This window comes from Streptomyces daliensis, from assembly GCF_054782395.1.
On record NZ_BAAGSO010000058.1, the window covers coordinates 75696 to 91723 of the forward strand.

Genomic DNA, 16028 nt, shown 5'->3' on the forward strand with positions numbered 1-16028 from the left:
TGCAATTCCCATGACAGACGCACTCAAGCGCCTCTCCGACGAAGGCGTCGCGATCTGGCTGGATGACCTGTCGCGCAAGCGCATCACGTCCGGCAATCTCGGCGAGCTGATCGACGAACAGCACGTCGTGGGCGTCACCACCAATCCGACCATCTTCCAGAAGGCCATCTCGTCCGGCGACGGCTACGAGCAGCAGCTCGAGGACCTGGCCAGCCGCGGCGTCACCGTCGAAGAGGCCGTCCGCATGATCACCACGGCGGACGTCCGGGACGCGGCCGACATCCTGCGCCCCGTCTTCGACGCCACCGGCGGCAAGGACGGCCGCGTGTCCATCGAGGTGGACCCGCGTCTCGCGCACAACACGCGGGCGACCGTCGCCGAGGCCCGTCAGCTCGCGTGGCTGGTGGACAGGCCGAACACCTTCATCAAGATCCCGGCCACCAAGGCGGGCCTCCCGGGCATCACCGAGGTCATCGGCAAGGGCATCAGCGTCAACGTCACGCTGATCTTCTCGCTGGAGCGCTACCGCGCCGTCATGGACGCCTACATGGCCGGTCTGGAGAAGGCCGCAGCGCTGGGCATCGACCTCTCGCAGATCCACTCCGTGGCGTCCTTCTTCGTCTCCCGCGTGGACACCGAAGTGGACAAGCGCCTCGACTCCGTGGGCACCGACGAGGCCAAGGAGCTGAAGAGCAAGGCGGCCATCGCCAACGCCCGGCTCGCCTACCAGGCGTACGAGGAGGCGTTCTCCTCCGACCGCTGGAAGGAGCTGGAGCGCAAGGGCGCCAACGCGCAGCGTCCGCTGTGGGCGTCCACCGGCGTGAAGGACCCGAACCTGCCGGACACGCTCTACGTCACCGAGCTGGTCACCGCCAACACGGTGAACACCATGCCGGAGGCCACCCTCCAGGCGACCGGCGACCACGGCGAGATCACCGGCGACACCGTGCGGTCCAACTACAAGGACGCGCAGGCCGTGCTGGACGCCATCGCCAAGCTCGGGATCTCCTACGACGACGTCGTCCAGGTGCTGGAGGACGAGGGCGTGGAGAAGTTCGAGGCTTCCTGGAACGACCTGCTCTCCTCCACCGAGGCCGAGCTGAAGCGCCTCGCCCCGAAGGAGGCGTAAGCCAGTTGAGCAACGCAGCCAATCCGCTGCGTGACGCACAGGACCGGCGGCTCCCGCGTATCGCGGGGCCGTCGGGCCTGGTGATCTTTGGCGTCACGGGCGATTTGTCACGTAAAAAGCTGATGCCCGCTGTTTACGACCTCGCGAACCGCGGCCTCCTGCCCCCGGGCTTCTCCCTCATCGGGTTCGCCCGGCGCGACTGGGAGGACGAGGACTTCGCGCAGGTCGTCCACGACTCGGTGAAGGAGCACTCCCGCACGCCCTTCCGCGAGGAGGTCTGGCAGCAGCTCGCCGAGGGCATGCGCTTCGTCCCGGGCGTCTTCGACGACGACGAGGCGTTCGAGACCCTCAAGTCCACCATCGAGGAGCTGGACAAGTCACGGGGCACGGGCGGCAACTTCGCCTTCTACCTCTCCGTACCCCCGAAGTTCTTCCCCACCGTCGTCTCGCAGCTCAAGAAGCACGGGCTGTCCGAGAGCAGCCCGGAGTCCCCCGACTCCTGGCGGCGCGCGGTCATCGAGAAGCCCTTCGGCCACGACCTCAAGAGCGCGCAGGAACTGAACGCGGTCGTGCACGAGGTCTTCAAGCCGGACCAGGTCTTCCGCATCGACCACTACCTGGGCAAGGAGACCGTCCAGAACATCCTGGCGCTGCGCTTCGCCAACACGATGTTCGAGCCGCTCTGGAACCGCTCGTACGTCGACCACGTGCAGATCACCATGGCCGAGGACATCGGCATCGGCGGTCGCGCGGGCTACTACGACGGCATCGGCTCCGCGCGTGACGTGATCCAGAACCACCTCCTCCAGTTGCTCGCCCTCACCGCCATGGAGGAGCCCACCTCCTTCGGCGCGAAGGCGCTGCTCACCGAGAAGCTGAAGGTCCTCAACTCCGTCCGGCTGCCCAAGGAACTGGGCAAGCACACCGTCCGCGGCCAGTACGCGGCGGGCTGGCAGGGCGGCGAGAAGGTCCGCGGCTACCTCGAAGAGGAGGGCATCGACCCCAGGTCGAAGACGGACACGTACGCCGCCATGCGGCTGGAGATCGACAACCGCCGCTGGGCCGGAGTGCCGTTCTACCTGCGTACGGGCAAGCGCCTGGGCCGTCGCGTCACCGAGATCGCGGTCGTCTTCCAGCGCGCGCCGCACTCCCCCTTCGACGCCACGGACACCCAGGAACTGGGCCAGAACGCCCTGGTCATCCGCGTCCAGCCGGACGAGGGCGTCACCATCAGGTTCGGCTCCAAGGTGCCGGGCACCCAGATGGAGATCAGGGACGTGACGATGGACTTCGCCTACGGCGAGTCCTTCACCGAGTCCAGCCCGGAGGCGTACGAACGCCTCATCCTCGACGTCCTGCTGGGCGACGCGAACCTCTTCCCGCGCCACCAGGAGGTCGAGCGTTCCTGGGAGATCCTCGACCCGGTCGAGGAGTTCTGGGACAAGCACGGCAAGCCCGAGCAGTACTCCGCCGGGACCTGGGGTCCCCAGGCCGCCGACGAGATGCTCGCACGCGACGGACGGAGCTGGCGTCGGCCATGAACATCGACCTCACGGACACCACGTCCAGCCAGATCAACAACGCCCTGGTCAAGGCGCGCCGGGCCACCGGCTCGCCCGCCATCGGCATGGTCCTCACCCTCGTCATCGTCACCGACGAGGGCAACCACTACGACGCGCTCAAGGCCGCCAGCGAGGCGTCCAAGGAGCACCCGTCGCGCATCCTCGTCGTGGTGCGCCGCCCGGGGCGCTCGCCGCGCGACCGCGCCCAGCACCGGCTCGACGCCGAGGTACGCATGGGCGTCGACGCGGGCTCGGGCGAGACCGTGCTGCTGCGGCTGCACGGCGAGCTGGCCTCGCACTCGCACAGCGTCGTCCTGCCGCTGCTGCTCCCGGACGCCCCCGTGGTCGTCTGGTGGCCCGAGGACGCGCCCGAGCACCCCTCGGACGACAAGCTCGGCGGGCTCGCGCAGCGCCGCATCACCGACGCGGCGGCGACGGAGGACCCGGTCGGCGCGCTCAGCCTGCGTGCCGAGACCTACGCGCCGGGTGACACCGACCTGTCGTGGACGCGCATCACGCCCTGGCGCAGCGTGCTGGCCGCTGCCCTGGACCAGAAGCACAGCAAGATCGTCGGCGCCTCGGTCGAGGGCGAGGAGTACAACCCCTCCACCGAGCTGCTGGCGCTCTGGCTCGCCGAGCGGCTGAACGTCCCCGTCGAGCGCAAGATCACCGACGGGCCCGGCATCACCGCGGTCCGCATGGAGACCAGCGACGGCGAGATCTGCCTCGACCGCGCCGACGGCTCCCTGGCCGAGCTGGCCGTCCCCGGACAGCCCGACCGCCATGTGGCGCTGCACCGGCGCACCACGGCCGAGCTGATCGCCGAGGAGCTGCGGCGGCTCGACCCGGACGAGGCGTACGCGGAAGCGGTCCAGTTCGGCGTGCACAAGCTGCACCGGGAGAGCGGCCGGGACGGCGCCTCCACGACGGTCACGCCCGACGGCGCGGAAGGGTCCGAGGCGGCGTCCGCGCCGGAGGCGGGGGCCAAGGGCGGCGGCAAGCCCGTCGCCAAGAAGGCACCCGCCAAGACCGCGGCCAAGGCTCCCGCCAAGAAGGCGCCCGCCAAGTGACGGGCGCGCCCCAGGTGGTGGTCCACCACGACAAGCAGGAGATGGCCAGGGCCACGGCCGCACGGCTCCTCGCCCGCATCGTGGACGCGCAGTCCGCGCGCGGCAGCGCCTCCGTGGTGCTGACGGGCGGCAGGAACGGCAACGGCGTGCTCGCCGCACTGGCCGCCTCCCCCGCGCGGGACTCCGTCGACTGGTCCCGTATCGACCTGTGGTGGGGCGACGAGCGCTTCCTCCCCGAGGGAGACCCGGAGCGCAACCACACACAGGCCCGCGAGGTCCTCCTGGACGCCGTCCCGCTCGACCCCGCGCGGGTGCACGCCATGGCCGCCTCGGATGGGCCGTACGGCGACGACGTGGAGGCGGCGGCCGAGGCGTACGCGGCCGAACTGGCCGCCGCGGCACGGCCCGAGGACCACGGCCCCGTGCCCTCCTTCGACGTGCTGATGCTGGGCGTCGGCCCGGACACGCACGTGGCCTCGCTCTTCCCCGAGCACCCCGGTACGCGGGAGACCGAGCGCACGGTCGTCGGCGTGCGCGGCGCGCCCAAGCCCCCGCCCGTGCGTGTCTCGCTCACGCTTCCGGCGATCCGCGCCGCACGCGAGGTGTGGCTGCTGGCGGCAGGCGAGGACAAGGCCAACGCGGCGGCCCTCGCCCTCTCGGGCGCGGGCGAGATCCAGGCCCCGGCGGCGGGCGCATACGGGCGCAGCCGCACGCTGTGGCTCCTGGACGAGCCCGCGGCGTCACAACTGCCGCGGGACCTGTACCCGCCGACGCTGTCGTAACCCCTCGGCAGCCCATGAAGGAGCGCGGGACCCCGACCAGGGTCCCGCGCTCCTTTTCGTGCGCCCCGCAAGGGGCGCGGGGAACTGCGCGCCCAGCCACCACGCACCCGCACCCGGCAACGCACCCCAAGGGGCACCCGCAAAGGGGCGCGAGGCCCGGCGCACCCGCACCCACACACGCGCCGCACCCGACCCCGCACCCCGCACCCCGCAAAGCCCAGCGCTCAGCGCCCGCGCAACTCCCGGTACCGCGCCACCAGCCCGGCGGTGGACGCGTCGAGCCCCTCGACGGCCGCACCCTCGGTCAGCGCGGGCTCGATCCGCTTGGCGAGCACCTTGCCCAGCTCGACGCCCCACTGGTCGAAGCTGTCGATGTTCCAGATCGCGCCCTGGACGAAGACCTTGTGCTCGTACAGCGCGACGAGCTGCCCCAGCACGCTCGGCGTCAGTTCCTCGGCGAGGATGGTGGTCGTCGGCCGGTTGCCGGGGAAGGTGCGGTGCGGCACCTGCTCCTCGGCCACGCCCTCGGCCCGCACCTCCTCCTCCGTCTTGCCGAAGGCCAGCGCCTGGCCCTGCGCGAAGAGGTTCGCCATCAGCAGGTCGTGCTGCCCTGCCAGGGGCCCCAGCTCCTCGACGGGGCGGGCGAAGCCGATCAGGTCTGCCGGGATCGTCTTGGTGCCCTGGTGCAGCAACTGGTAGTAGGCGTGCTGCCCGTTGGTGCCCGGCGTGCCCCAGACCACGGGGCCCGTCTGCCAGGCGACGGGACGGCCCTGACGGTCCGTCGACTTGCCGTTGGACTCCATGTCGAGCTGCTGGAGGTAGGCCGTGAACTTCGACAGGTAGTGGCTGTAGGGAAGCACCGCGTGCGACTGCGCGTCGAAGAAGCCGCCGTACCAGACGCCCAGCAGGCCCAGCAGCAGCGGCGCGTTCTCCTCGAACGGCGCCGTGCGGAAGTGCTCGTCCACGAGGTGGAACCCGGCGAGCATCTCCCCGAAGTGCACGGGCCCGATGGCGGTCATGAGGGAGAGGCCGATGGCGGAGTCGTACGAATAACGCCCGCCGACCCAGTCCCAGAACTCGAACATGTTGTCCGTGTCGATGCCGAACTCCGCGACCTTCTCGGCGTTCGTCGACACGGCCACGAAGTGCTTGGCCACCGCGCTCTCGTCGCCGCCGAGCCCGTCCAGCAGCCAACGGCGGGCCGCCGTCGCGTTGGTGATGGTCTCGATGGTGGTGAACGTCTTGGACGCGACGATGAACAGCGTCTCCGCCGGGTCCAGATCGCGCACGGCCTCGTGCAGATCGGCGCCGTCGACGTTCGACACGAACCGGAAGTCCATCTCCCGGTGGGTGTACGGGCGCAGCGCCTCGTAGGCCATCGCGGGACCGAGGTCGGAGCCGCCGATGCCGATGTTCACGACGGTCCTGATGCGCCGGCCCGTGTGGCCCGTCCAGTGCCCGTCGCGCACCTTGTCCGCGAAGAGCGCCATCTTCCGCAGCACCGCGTGCACCTTGGGGACCACGTTCTCACCGTCGGCCTCGACGACGGCGGACTCGGGGGTGCGCAGCGCGGTGTGCAGGACGGCGCGGTCCTCAGTGATGTTGATCTTCTCGCCGCGGAACATCGCGTCCCGCAGCTCCGCGACCCCGGCGGCGCCCGCGAGTTCGCGCAGCAGCCGCAGGGTGTCGTCATCGACCAGGTTCTTGGAGTAGTCCAGATGCAGGTCGCCGACGCGCACGCCGTACCGCTCCGCCCGGCTCGCGTCGCTCGCGAAGAGCTGGCGCAGGTGGGTGTCGCCGAACTCCTCGCGGTGCTTGGCCAGCGCGTTCCACTCGGGCATCCGGTCGAGCCGGGTGCGGCCTTCTGCGTTCATCTGCGAAATCAGCCCATTCTTCTCGTACGTACCCCGCCGCACTCCAACCTAAATGATGGACGGCCCGGCCGCGCACCGCGTGGGGCGGTGGCGGCCGGGCCGTCTTCGAAGAGTGTGTCCACGGGCTGATCCGGGGATCAGATCTCGCCCCGCAGCTTGGCCAGCGCCTCGGCGAGGATCGCCTCGCCGTCCGCGTCGCTGCGCCGCTCCCTGACGTAGGCGAGATGGGTCTTGTACGGCTCCGTACGCGGCGGGTCCGGCGGGTTCTCCCGTTCCTTGCCGGCCGGGAATCCGCAGCGCGGACAGTCCCAGGTATCCGGAATCTGCGCGTCACTGGCGAAGCTCGGCTGGGTCTCGTGCCCGTTCGAGCACCAGAAGGAGATGCGGAGGCGTGGTGCGGACTCGCCCCGCTCAGCCTCCCCCATCGGCCCCGCTCCGACCCGGCTTCCCCGAATCGCGTTGCCACTTGCCACGGTCGTAACTCCCTGCCTCACGGTGCCGCGGAGCATCGACAAGCAGCTCCGCTGCGGGCGCCCTAGTGTACGTAGGGCCCAACGCGCGTCCAGTGACCCTAGTTACTGCGTCGGCTCGGGACGCGAGCCTCATGATAGGCCGCGTCCTCGCCCACGGGGCAGCTCTCTGCGAGTCTCTGCGAGGTCTGCGGAGTTCTACGGCGTTTCGCGAGCGGGGGTCAGCTGTTGAACTTCATCAGCAGGCCGAGCGCGATGATGATCACGAACCAGATCACCCCGACCACGACCGTGATCCGGTCGAGGTTGCGCTCGGCGACCGAGGAGCCGCCGACGGAGGACTGCATGCCGCCACCGAACATGTCGGAGAGGCCGCCGCCCTTCCCCTTGTGCATCAGCACCAGCAGCATCAGCAGGGCGCTGAAGACGATGAGGGCGATTGAGAACCCCATAACCACGGCTGGACCAACTCTCTCGGACTGTTGACGGGACGCTTACGGACACTTACGGGTGAGGACGAAGCGTGGGAGCTTCGGGTACGTGCGGGGGCCGGACAGCACGTCCGGCCCCCGACAGACTACGACGGGCGGGCGCCCGCCGTCATTCGCTACTGATCACGGAACCGGACGATCTTGACGAACTCGTCCGTGTCCAGCGCGGCGCCGCCGACGAGGGCGCCGTCGATGTCGGGCTGCGCCATGATCTGCGCGACGTTGCCGGACTTGACGGAGCCGCCGTACTGGATGCGGACCTTGTCGGCCAGCTCCTGGCTGTACAGCTCGGCGAGGCGCGCGCGGATCGCGCCGCAGACCTCCTGCGCGTCCTCCGCGCCGCAGGTCTTGCCGGTGCCGATGGCCCACACCGGCTCGTAGGCGATCACGATCGTCTCGGCCTGCTCACCGGGGATGTCCTTGAGCGCGCCGTCGACCTGCGCCAGCGTGTGCGCGACGTGGTTGCCCGCCTCGCGGACCTCCAGCTCCTCGCCCACGCACAGGATCGGCGTCACGTCGTGCCGGAACGCGGCCTTGACCTTGGCGTTGACCAGCGGCTCGTCCTCGCCGTGGTACTGGCGGCGCTCGGAGTGGCCGATGGCGACGTACGAGCAGTTCAGCTTGGCCAGCATCGGCCCGGAGACCTCACCGGTGTACGCGCCGGAGTCGTGCGCCGAGACGTCCTGGGCGCCGTACTTGATCTTCAGCTTGTCGCCGTCGACCAGGGTCTGCACGGAACGCAGGTCGGTGAAGGGCGGCAGGACGGCGACCTCGACGGCCGCGTAGTCCTTGTCCGTCAGCGCGAAGGCGAGCTTCTGGACGTGCGCGATGGCCTCAAGGTGGTTGAGGTTCATCTTCCAGTTGCCCGCCATCAGCGGGGTGCGGCCCTGGGGTGAAGCAGTCACGGTGGGTCAGTCCTCCAGTGCGGCGAGGCCGGGAATCGTCTTGCCTTCGAGGTATTCGAGGCTGGCGCCGCCGCCGGTTGAAATGTGGCCGAATGCGTTCTCGTCGAAGCCCAGAAGGCGGACGGCAGCCGCGCTGTCGCCGCCACCGACGACCGTGAAGGCCGGGCTGTCGAGCAGCGCCTGCGCGACGGCCTTGGTGCCTTCCGCGTAGTCGGGGTGCTCGAAGACACCCATCGGGCCGTTCCAGAAGACGGTGGCCGCGTCGGCGAGCTTCGCGGCGTAGAGCTTACGGGTCTCCGGACCGATGTCCAGGCCCTGGAGGTCCGCGGGGATCTCGTCGGCGGCGGCCGTCGTCGGGTTGGCCGGGGCCTTGGTCTTCAGGTCGGGGAACTCCGCGGCCGCCAGCACGTCGACGGGGAGCACGAACTCCACGCCGCGCTCCTCGGCGCGCTTGAGGTACCCCTGGACCGCCGGAACCTGGTCCTCCTGGAGCAGCGACGTGCCGACCTCGTAGCCCTTGGCCTTGAGGAAGGTGTACGCCATGCCGCCGCCGATGAGGATGCGGTCGGCCTTCTCCAGCAGGTGGTCGATGACCCCGAGCTTGTCGGAGACCTTGGCGCCGCCGAGCACCACCGCGTAGGGGCGCTTGACGTCCTCGGTGAGCTTCTTCAGCACCCCGACCTCGGTGGCGATGAGCCCGCCGGCGGCGTGCGGGAGGCGCGCCGGGAGGTCGTAGACAGAGGCGTGCTTGCGGTGGACCGCGCCGAAGCCGTCGCCGACGTAGAGGTCGGCGAGGGAGGCCAGCTCGTCGGCGAACGCGCCGCGCTCGGCGTCGTCCTTGCTGGTCTCGCCCGCGTTGAAGCGGAGGTTCTCCAGCAGCGTGACCCCGCCGTCGGCCATGGCGCCGACGGTGGCCTTCGCGCTGTCGCCCACGGTGTCGGCCGCGAACGCGACCTCCTTGCCGAGGAGTTCACCGAGCCTCCTGCCCACCGGTGCGAGCGAGAACTGCGGGTCAGGGGCGCCCTTGGGGCGGCCCAGGTGCGAGGCGACGACGACACGGGCGCCGCGCTCGGCGAGCTTGCGGATGGTGGGGACGGCGGCGCGGATACGGCCGTCGTCGGTGATGGTGCCGCCGTCGAGCGGAACATTCAGATCGGCGCGGACGAAGACCCGCTTCCCCTCGACCTGAAGATCATCGATCGTCTTCATGCTTACTGACTCCTTGCGGTCAGGCCCTCATGGAACAGGGCTCGCCGGGCGCGCCGTAGCGCCCTGCGAGCCCTGGTCATGCCATTTGTCGGCGCTGTGGTCGCTGAGCAGCGATCAGAGCTTAGAGCTGACCGCCCACGAAGGTGGTCAGGTCGACGAGGCGGTTGGAGTAACCCCACTCGTTGTCGTACCAGCCGACGATCTTGACCTGCTTGCCCTGCGACATCGTCAGCGACGAGTCGAAGGTGCAGGAGGCGGGCCAGTTGACGATGTCCGAGGAGACGATCGGGTCCTCGGTGTACTCCAGGATGCCCTTGAGCTGGCCCTCGGCCGCCTTCTGGAAGGCGGCGTTGATCTCGTCCTTGCTGACCTCGCGGTCCAGCTCCAGGACCAGGTCGGTGACGGAGCCCGTGGGGACCGGGACGCGCATGGCGATGCCGTCCAGCTTGCCCTTGAGCTGCGGGAGCACCAGGGCGGTGGCCTTCGCGGCGCCCGTCGACGTCGGGATGATGTTCTCGGCGGCGGCGCGGGAGCGGCGCAGGTCCTTGTGCGGGAAGTCCAGGATGCGCTGGTCGTTGGTGTAGGCGTGAACCGTGGTCATCAGGCCCTTGGCGATGCCGAAGTTCTCGTCCATGACCTTGGCCATCGGCGCCACACAGTTGGTGGTGCAGGAGGCGTTGGAGATCACGTGGTGGTTGGCGGCGTCGTACTTGTCCTGGTTGACGCCCATGACCACGGTGATGTCCTCGTCCTTGGCCGGGGCCGAGATGAGGACCTTCTTCGCACCGGCGGCCAGGTGCTTGGCCGCGTCGTCACGCTTGGTGAAGATGCCGGTGGACTCGATCACGACGTCGGCGCCGAGCTCGCCCCAGGGAAGCTGGGCCGGGTCGCGCTCCGCCATGGTCCTGAAGGTCTGGTTGCCCACCGTGATGGTGTCGTCGGTGTGGCTGACCTCGTGCTTGAGGCGGCCCAGGATGGTGTCGTACTTGAGCAAGTGCACCAGGGTCGCGTTGTCGGTCAGGTCGTTGACACCGACGATCTCGATGTCCGCACCCTGCTCCAGCAGCGCGCGGAAGTAGTTACGTCCGATGCGGCCGAAGCCGTTGATGCCTACGCGGATCGTCACGAACCGATCTCCTCGTTGGTACGCCGGTGAGGACACCGGCGAAAGCTGTTTGGGATGTCCCCGACCATGTCCGACCCTACCGCGCATGGGCGGCGGAGGTGACATCGGCCGGGCGGCCCCCGCACGGGGACCGAGGGCGGTTTCATACGGCCTGGTCACGGCCTGTCCACCGCCCTCACGGCACCGTCCGACCACGCTGTCGGGCGGTCTACGGGCCCGGAATCCCCGGCCCGGACCAGAGGTCCCGGAGCCCCCTAGCCGACCATCTCCTCGGTGAGGGTGGACTCCGTGCCGGGGATGCCCAGGTCCTGTGCCCGCTTGTCCGCCATGGCCAGCAGGCGGCGGATGCGGCCCGCGACCGCGTCCTTCGTCAGCGGCGGGTCGGCGAGCGCGCCCAGCTCCTCCAGGGACGCCTGCTTGTGGTCCATGCGGAGCCTGCCCGCGGCGGCCAGGTGCTCGGGCACGTCGTCCGCCAGGATCTCCAGCGCCCGCTGCACACGCGCGCCCGCCGCGACGGCCGCGCGGGCCGAGCGGCGCAGGTTCGCGTCGTCGAAGTTCGCGAGCCGGTTCGCCGTCGCGCGGACCTCGCGGCGCATCCGCCGCTCCTCCCACGCGAGCACGGACTCGTGGGCGCCAAGACGCGTCAACAACGCGCCGATCGCGTCACCGTCACGGACCACCACGCGGTCCACGCCGCGCACCTCGCGCGCCTTGGCCGCGATCTGGAGCCGTCGCGCGGCCCCGACCAGGGCGAGGGCCGCCTCCGGCCCCGGGCAGGTGACCTCCAGCGAGGAGCTGCGCCCCGGCTCCGTCAGCGAGCCGTGCGCGAGGAAGGCCCCGCGCCACGCCGCCTCGGCGTCGCACGTGGCCCCGGAGACCACCTGCGGGGGCAGTCCGCGGATCGGGCGGCCACGGCCGTCGACCAGCCCCGTCTGCCGGGCGAGCTGATCACCGCCCGCCACCACCCGTACGACGTAACGGCTGCCGCGCCGCAGTCCTCCTGGCGCCATCACCACCAGGTCGGAGGCGTGTCCGAAGATCTCAAGAATGTCCTTGCGCAGCCGGCGGGCCGCGATGCCCGTATCCAGCTCCGCCTCGATCACGATGCGCCCGCTCACCAGGTGCAGGCCGCCCGCGAAGCGCAGGATCGACGAGACCTCGGACTTCCGGCAGCAGGTCCGGGTGACGGGGAGCCGGGAGATCTCGTCCTTCACCGCAGCCGTCATCGCCATGGGCCGATCCTTCCATGCATCCGAAAAATACGGTCGTACGCGGCGGCCAGCAGCTCTGGGTCGTGTCTGGGAAGACCGTCCGGCGCCGCTACGGGAGCCAGCTCGACCGTCCCGCCGAGCCGCTGTGCGGCCTCGCGCAGAGAATCCTGGTCGGGCACGGCGTCCTGATCGGCCAGCACCACGTCGAAGGCGAGTTTAGGTGCGTGTCGGGCCAAAACCTCCAAATGACGCTGCGGGGAAAAACCATCTGTTTCTCCCGGCTGCGGTGCGAGGTTGAGTGCGAGGACCTTGCGGGCCTTCGTCACCGTCAGCGCCTGGAGCAGCTCGGGCACCAGCAGGTGCGGGATCACGGACGAGAACCAGGACCCTGGCCCGAGGACCACCCAGTCGGCGTCCATGACCGCCTCGACCGCCTCGGGGACCGCGGGCGGGTCGTGCGGCACGACGTGCACCTGCTGGACCTCGCCGGGGGTCAGGGCCACCGTCGCCTGCCCGCGCACCGTGGACAGCGCCTCGGGCTCGGCCGGGTCGTGGCCGCGCACCAGCGCCTGGAGCTCCAGCGGCACGGCCGACATGGGCAGCACCCGGCCGTGCGCGCCCAGCAGCTTCCCGACCAGGTCCAGGGCCTGGACGTGATCGCCCAGCTGTTCCCACAGTGCCACGATCAGCAGATTGCCGACCGCGTGCTCGTGCAGATCGCCCTTGCTCTCGAAGCGGTGCTGGATGACCTCGGCCCAGGTGCGGCCCCAGTCGTCGTCGCCGCAGAGCGCCGCCAGGGCCTTGCGCAGATCGCCCGGGGGCAGCACGCCCAGCTCGTCCCGCAGACGCCCGCTGGAGCCCCCGTCGTCGGCGACCGTGACCACGGCGGTCAGATCCCCCGTGATGCGGCGCAGGGCCGTCAGAGAGGCGGACAGGCCCATCCCTCCGCCGAGCGCGATCACCTTGGGCTGGGCGCCGCGCGGGCCGACCAGACGCCGGAGCCGGACCGTCCTACGCGGCATACGCCTCACTCACGTCCCATGTCCCGGTGCACGACCACGGTCTCCACACCCTCGTCGGACAGTCTCCGCGCCAGCTTCTCCGACATGGCGACGCTGCGGTGCTTCCCGCCCGTACAGCCGACGGCGACGGTGACATATCTCTTGCCCTCGCGGCGGTAGCCCGCCGCGATGAGCTGGAGCAGCTCCGAGTAGCGGTCAAGGAACTCCTTGGCGCCCGGCTGGTTGAAGACGTAGTTCGAGACCTCCTCGCTGGTGCCCGTGTACGGGCGCAGCTCGGGGACCCAGTGCGGGTTGGGCAGGAAGCGGCAGTCGACCACCAGATCGGCGTCCACGGGGAGCCCGTACTTGTACCCGAACGACATCACCGTGGCGCGCAGCTCCGGCTCCTCGTCGCCCGCGAACTGGGCGTCCAGCTTGGCGCGCAGCTCGTGGACGTTGAGGCTGGAGGTGTCGATGACCAGATCGGCGTCGCCGCGCAGCTCGCGCAGGAGGTCACGCTCGGCGTCGATGCCGTCCACGATCCGGCCGTCCCCCTGGAGGGGGTGCGGTCTGCGTACGGACTCGAAGCGGCGCACCAGGGCTTCGTCGCTGGCCTCCAGATAGACGATCCGGCGCTTGACCTGCTTGGCGGCCAGATCGGACAGGGACTGCTTGAGGTTGTCGAAGAAGCTGCGCCCCCGGACGTCCACGACGACGGCGATGCGGGCCACGTTGCCCTGCGAACGCGCGCCGAGATCGACCATGGTCGGGATCAGCTCGGGCGGGAGGTTGTCGACGACGAACCAGCCGAGGTCCTCCAGACACTTGGCCGCCGTGCTGCGTCCCGCACCCGACATCCCGGAGATGATCACCAGCTCGGGGATCGTCGCCTCTTCGGCCTCCGCCGGCGTGCCCGTACTCACCTGGACTCCGTCTCCGCTCTCGCCCTGCTCGTCGGCGCGCCGCTCGGGCTCACGCTCGTGCTCGTGCTGTGTGCTCATGCTCTGGTCCCCCCGTCGTCTTACGGTCATTCCTCTTCAACCGTTTTACGGTCATTCTTCGTCAACGATCTCACCGGTCGCCGTATTCACGGCGGGCGCGGCAGGTGCAGCGCCCGACAGCGTCGCCGCTACCGCCTCCGCCGTCTTGCGGCCCACGCCTGGCACCTCGCAGATCTGCTCCACCGTGGCCGCGCGCAGCCGCTTCACCGAGCCGAAGTGCTTGATCAGTGCCTGCTTGCGGGATTCACCCAGACCGGGGACGGCGTCCAGGGGTCCGGCCCGCAGCGCCTTCGTCCGCTTGCTGCGCTGGTAGGTGATCGCGAAGCGGTGCGCCTCGTCCCGTACGCGCTGGAGGAGGTAGAGCCCCTCGCTGGTGCGGGGCAGCACGACGGGATCGTCCTCGCCGGGCAGCCAGACCTCTTCGAGGCGCTTGGCGAGGCCGCAGACGGCGACGTCGTCTATGCCCAGCTCGTCCAGGGCCGCGCGGGCGGCGGCGACCTGGGGCTGGCCGCCGTCGACCACGAGGAGCTGCGGGGGGTAGGCGAACTTCTTCGGCCTGCCGTCCTCGTCCCTGCTGCCGGTGGCGGGGCCTTCCAGCTCCTCGACGGCCTCCTCGACGGCGACGGGCCCGGAACCGTTGGGCGCAGGGCCGGATCCGTTGGACGCGGGGCCGGATCCGTTGGACGCGGGGCCGGACGCGGGGGCCGCCAGGGTGTCGGTGCCGGGGCCCGCGGCGTCGCCCTCGGGCCACTCGCCGGTCTTCTGCTTCTCCTGGAGATAGCGGCGGAAGCGGCGGCTGATGACCTCGTGCATCGCCCGCACGTCGTCCTGGCCCGCGAAGGTCTTGATCTGGAAGCGGCGGTACTCGCTCTTGCGCGCGAGCCCGTCCTCGAAGACGACCATGGAGGCCACCACATCGTCGCCCTGGAAGTGCGAGATGTCGAAGCACTCGATGCGCAGGGGCGCCGAGTCCAGCTCCAGCGCCTCGGCGATCTCCTCCAGCGCGCGCGACCTCGTCGTCAGGTCCGAGGCGCGCTTGGTCTTGTGCAGCACGAGGGACTGCTCCGCGTTGCGCCGCACCGTCTCCATGAGCGCCCGCTTGTCGCCACGCTGCGGGATGCGCAGGCTGACGCCGGAGCCCCGGCGCCCGGCGAGCCACTGCGTGATCGGCTCCGCCGGTTCGGGCACCGCGGGGACCAGCACCTCCTTGGGGACCGCGTCCCCGCTCTCCTCGCCGTAGAGCTGCTGGAGCGCGTGCTCGACGAGCTGGGCCGTCGTCACGTCCTCCACCTTGTCGGTGACCCAGCCGCGCTGCCCGCGCACCCGGCCGCCGCGCACGTGGAAGATCTGGACGGCCGCCTCCAGCTCGTCCTCGGCGACCGCGATCAGATCGGCGTCCGTGGCGTCCGTCAGCACCACCGCGTTCTTCTCCATGGCGCGCTTGAGCGCGTCGATGTCGTCACGCAGGCGGGCCGCCTTCTCGTACTCCATCTCCTCGGCCGCCTCCTGCATGTCCCGCTCCAGGCGGCGCAGATAGGAACCGGTGTGCCCGGCCATGAAGTCGCAGAACTGCTCGGCCAGTTCGCGGTGCTCCTCGGGGCTGACGCGGCCGACGCAGGGGGCCGAGCACTTCCCGATGTACCCGAGCAGGCAGGGGCGGCCGATCTGCGCCGAGCGCTTGAAGACACCGGCCGAGCACGTGCGCACGGGGAAGACCCGCAGCATCAGGTCCACGGTCTCGCGGATGGCCCACGCCTGCCCGTAGGGCCCGAAATAGCGCACCCCCTTGCGCTTGGGGCCGCGCATGACCTGGACGCGGGGATACTCCTCGTTCATCGTCACCGCGAGGGAGGGATAGCTCTTGTCGTCGCGGTACTTGACGTTGAACCGGGGGTCGTACTCCTTGATCCAGGAATACTCGAGCTGGAGCGCCTCGACCTCGGTGGAGACCACCGTCCACTCGACGGAGGCCGCGGTGGTGACCATGGTGCGCGTGCGCGGGTGGAGATTGGCCAGATCCTGGAAGTAATTGGCCAGCCGGGAGCGCAGACTCTTCGCCTTGCCGACGTAGATCACCCGACGGTGCTCGTCACGGAAACGGTAGACCCCCGGCGAGTCGGGGATCTCTCCCGGTTTGGGACGGTAGCTGGAGGGGTCTGCCATGCCTCACACCCTACTGGCGGGGTGTGACGACGGG

General features: G+C 70.1%; 14 protein-coding genes. 4 read left to right on the forward strand and 10 right to left on the reverse strand.

Annotation, left to right across the window (positions count from 1 at the left end):
- Positions 1-10 precede the first annotated feature (10 nt).
- The 4 genes from tal to pgl are packed head-to-tail and all read left to right on the forward strand — an operon-like array spanning position 11 to position 4543.
- A complete protein-coding gene (tal, locus tag ACYVOO_RS12700) occupies positions 11-1129 on the forward strand; it encodes a transaldolase (protein WP_461015758.1) in 1119 nt (372 codons plus the stop codon).
- 5 nt (positions 1130-1134) lie between these two features.
- Complete coding sequence (gene zwf / locus ACYVOO_RS12705) at positions 1135-2670, forward strand: glucose-6-phosphate dehydrogenase (RefSeq protein WP_461015759.1); 1536 nt, start codon at positions 1135-1137, stop codon at positions 2668-2670.
- Entirely contained in the window at positions 2667-3761 is a 1095-nt protein-coding gene (gene opcA / locus ACYVOO_RS12710; protein WP_461015760.1) for a glucose-6-phosphate dehydrogenase assembly protein OpcA, read from the forward strand. Before zwf ends, opcA begins: the two co-directional genes overlap by 4 nt.
- Entirely contained in the window at positions 3758-4543 is a 786-nt protein-coding gene (gene pgl / locus ACYVOO_RS12715; RefSeq protein ID WP_461015761.1) for a 6-phosphogluconolactonase, read from the forward strand. Before opcA ends, pgl begins: the two co-directional genes overlap by 4 nt.
- Positions 4544-4767: 224 nt before the next feature.
- On the opposite strand, the gene pgi is transcribed toward pgl, so the two are convergent.
- From pgi to uvrC, 10 genes are all read right to left on the reverse strand, one after another.
- A complete protein-coding gene (gene pgi, locus ACYVOO_RS12720) occupies positions 4768-6417 on the reverse strand; it encodes a glucose-6-phosphate isomerase (protein WP_461015762.1) in 1650 nt (549 codons plus the stop codon).
- 137 nt (positions 6418-6554) lie between these two features.
- The gene (locus ACYVOO_RS12725) at positions 6555-6890 is read right to left on the reverse strand and encodes an RNA polymerase-binding protein RbpA (RefSeq protein ID WP_453345190.1); all 336 of its coding nucleotides are present in this window, start codon (positions 6888-6890) and stop codon (positions 6555-6557) included.
- A 218-nt stretch (positions 6891-7108) separates the two neighbouring features.
- A complete protein-coding gene (secG, locus tag ACYVOO_RS12730) occupies positions 7109-7339 on the reverse strand; it encodes a preprotein translocase subunit SecG (RefSeq protein ID WP_453345191.1) in 231 nt (76 codons plus the stop codon).
- A gap of 155 nt (positions 7340-7494) precedes the next feature.
- Positions 7495-8250: a triose-phosphate isomerase gene (gene tpiA, locus ACYVOO_RS12735; protein WP_461015886.1), complete on the reverse strand. Its 756-nt coding sequence runs from the start codon at positions 8248-8250 to the stop codon at positions 7495-7497.
- A gap of 39 nt (positions 8251-8289) precedes the next feature.
- A complete protein-coding gene (locus tag ACYVOO_RS12740; protein ID WP_461015763.1) occupies positions 8290-9492 on the reverse strand; it encodes a phosphoglycerate kinase in 1203 nt (400 codons plus the stop codon).
- Positions 9493-9613: 121 nt separating this feature from the next.
- Positions 9614-10618 (reverse strand): type I glyceraldehyde-3-phosphate dehydrogenase, encoded by a 1005-nt coding sequence (gene gap / locus ACYVOO_RS12745; RefSeq protein WP_461015764.1) that lies wholly within the window; start codon positions 10616-10618, stop codon positions 9614-9616.
- Between the two features lie 254 nt (positions 10619-10872).
- Entirely contained in the window at positions 10873-11850 is a 978-nt protein-coding gene (gene whiA, locus ACYVOO_RS12750) for a DNA-binding protein WhiA (RefSeq protein WP_453345194.1), read from the reverse strand.
- The gene (locus tag ACYVOO_RS12755) at positions 11841-12851 is read right to left on the reverse strand and encodes a gluconeogenesis factor YvcK family protein (RefSeq protein ID WP_453345195.1); all 1011 of its coding nucleotides are present in this window, start codon (positions 12849-12851) and stop codon (positions 11841-11843) included. Before ACYVOO_RS12755 ends, whiA begins: the two co-directional genes overlap by 10 nt.
- A gap of 5 nt (positions 12852-12856) precedes the next feature.
- Entirely contained in the window at positions 12857-13753 is an 897-nt protein-coding gene (gene rapZ / locus ACYVOO_RS12760) for an RNase adapter RapZ (RefSeq protein WP_461015887.1), read from the reverse strand.
- A gap of 129 nt (positions 13754-13882) precedes the next feature.
- The gene (uvrC, locus tag ACYVOO_RS12765; RefSeq protein ID WP_461015765.1) at positions 13883-15994 is read right to left on the reverse strand and encodes an excinuclease ABC subunit UvrC; all 2112 of its coding nucleotides are present in this window, start codon (positions 15992-15994) and stop codon (positions 13883-13885) included.
- Positions 15995-16028 lie beyond the last annotated feature (34 nt).

Coding starts and splice junctions, on each gene's coding strand:
- pgi (WP_461015762.1), bottom strand. CDS start 6,417: ATGAACGCAGAAGGCCGCACCCGGCTCGACCGGATGCCCGAGTGGAAC.
- opcA (WP_461015760.1), top strand. CDS start 2,667: ATGAACATCGACCTCACGGACACCACGTCCAGCCAGATCAACAACGCC.
- ACYVOO_RS12755 (WP_453345195.1), bottom strand. CDS start 12,851: ATGCCGCGTAGGACGGTCCGGCTCCGGCGTCTGGTCGGCCCGCGCGGC.
- tpiA (WP_461015886.1), bottom strand. CDS start 8,250: ATGGCGGGCAACTGGAAGATGAACCTCAACCACCTTGAGGCCATCGCG.
- whiA (WP_453345194.1), bottom strand. CDS start 11,850: ATGGCGATGACGGCTGCGGTGAAGGACGAGATCTCCCGGCTCCCCGTC.
- tal (WP_461015758.1), top strand. CDS start 11: ATGACAGACGCACTCAAGCGCCTCTCCGACGAAGGCGTCGCGATCTGG.
- ACYVOO_RS12740 (WP_461015763.1), bottom strand. CDS start 9,492: ATGAAGACGATCGATGATCTTCAGGTCGAGGGGAAGCGGGTCTTCGTC.
- uvrC (WP_461015765.1), bottom strand. CDS start 15,994: ATGGCAGACCCCTCCAGCTACCGTCCCAAACCGGGAGAGATCCCCGAC.
- secG (WP_453345191.1), bottom strand. CDS start 7,339: ATGGGGTTCTCAATCGCCCTCATCGTCTTCAGCGCCCTGCTGATGCTG.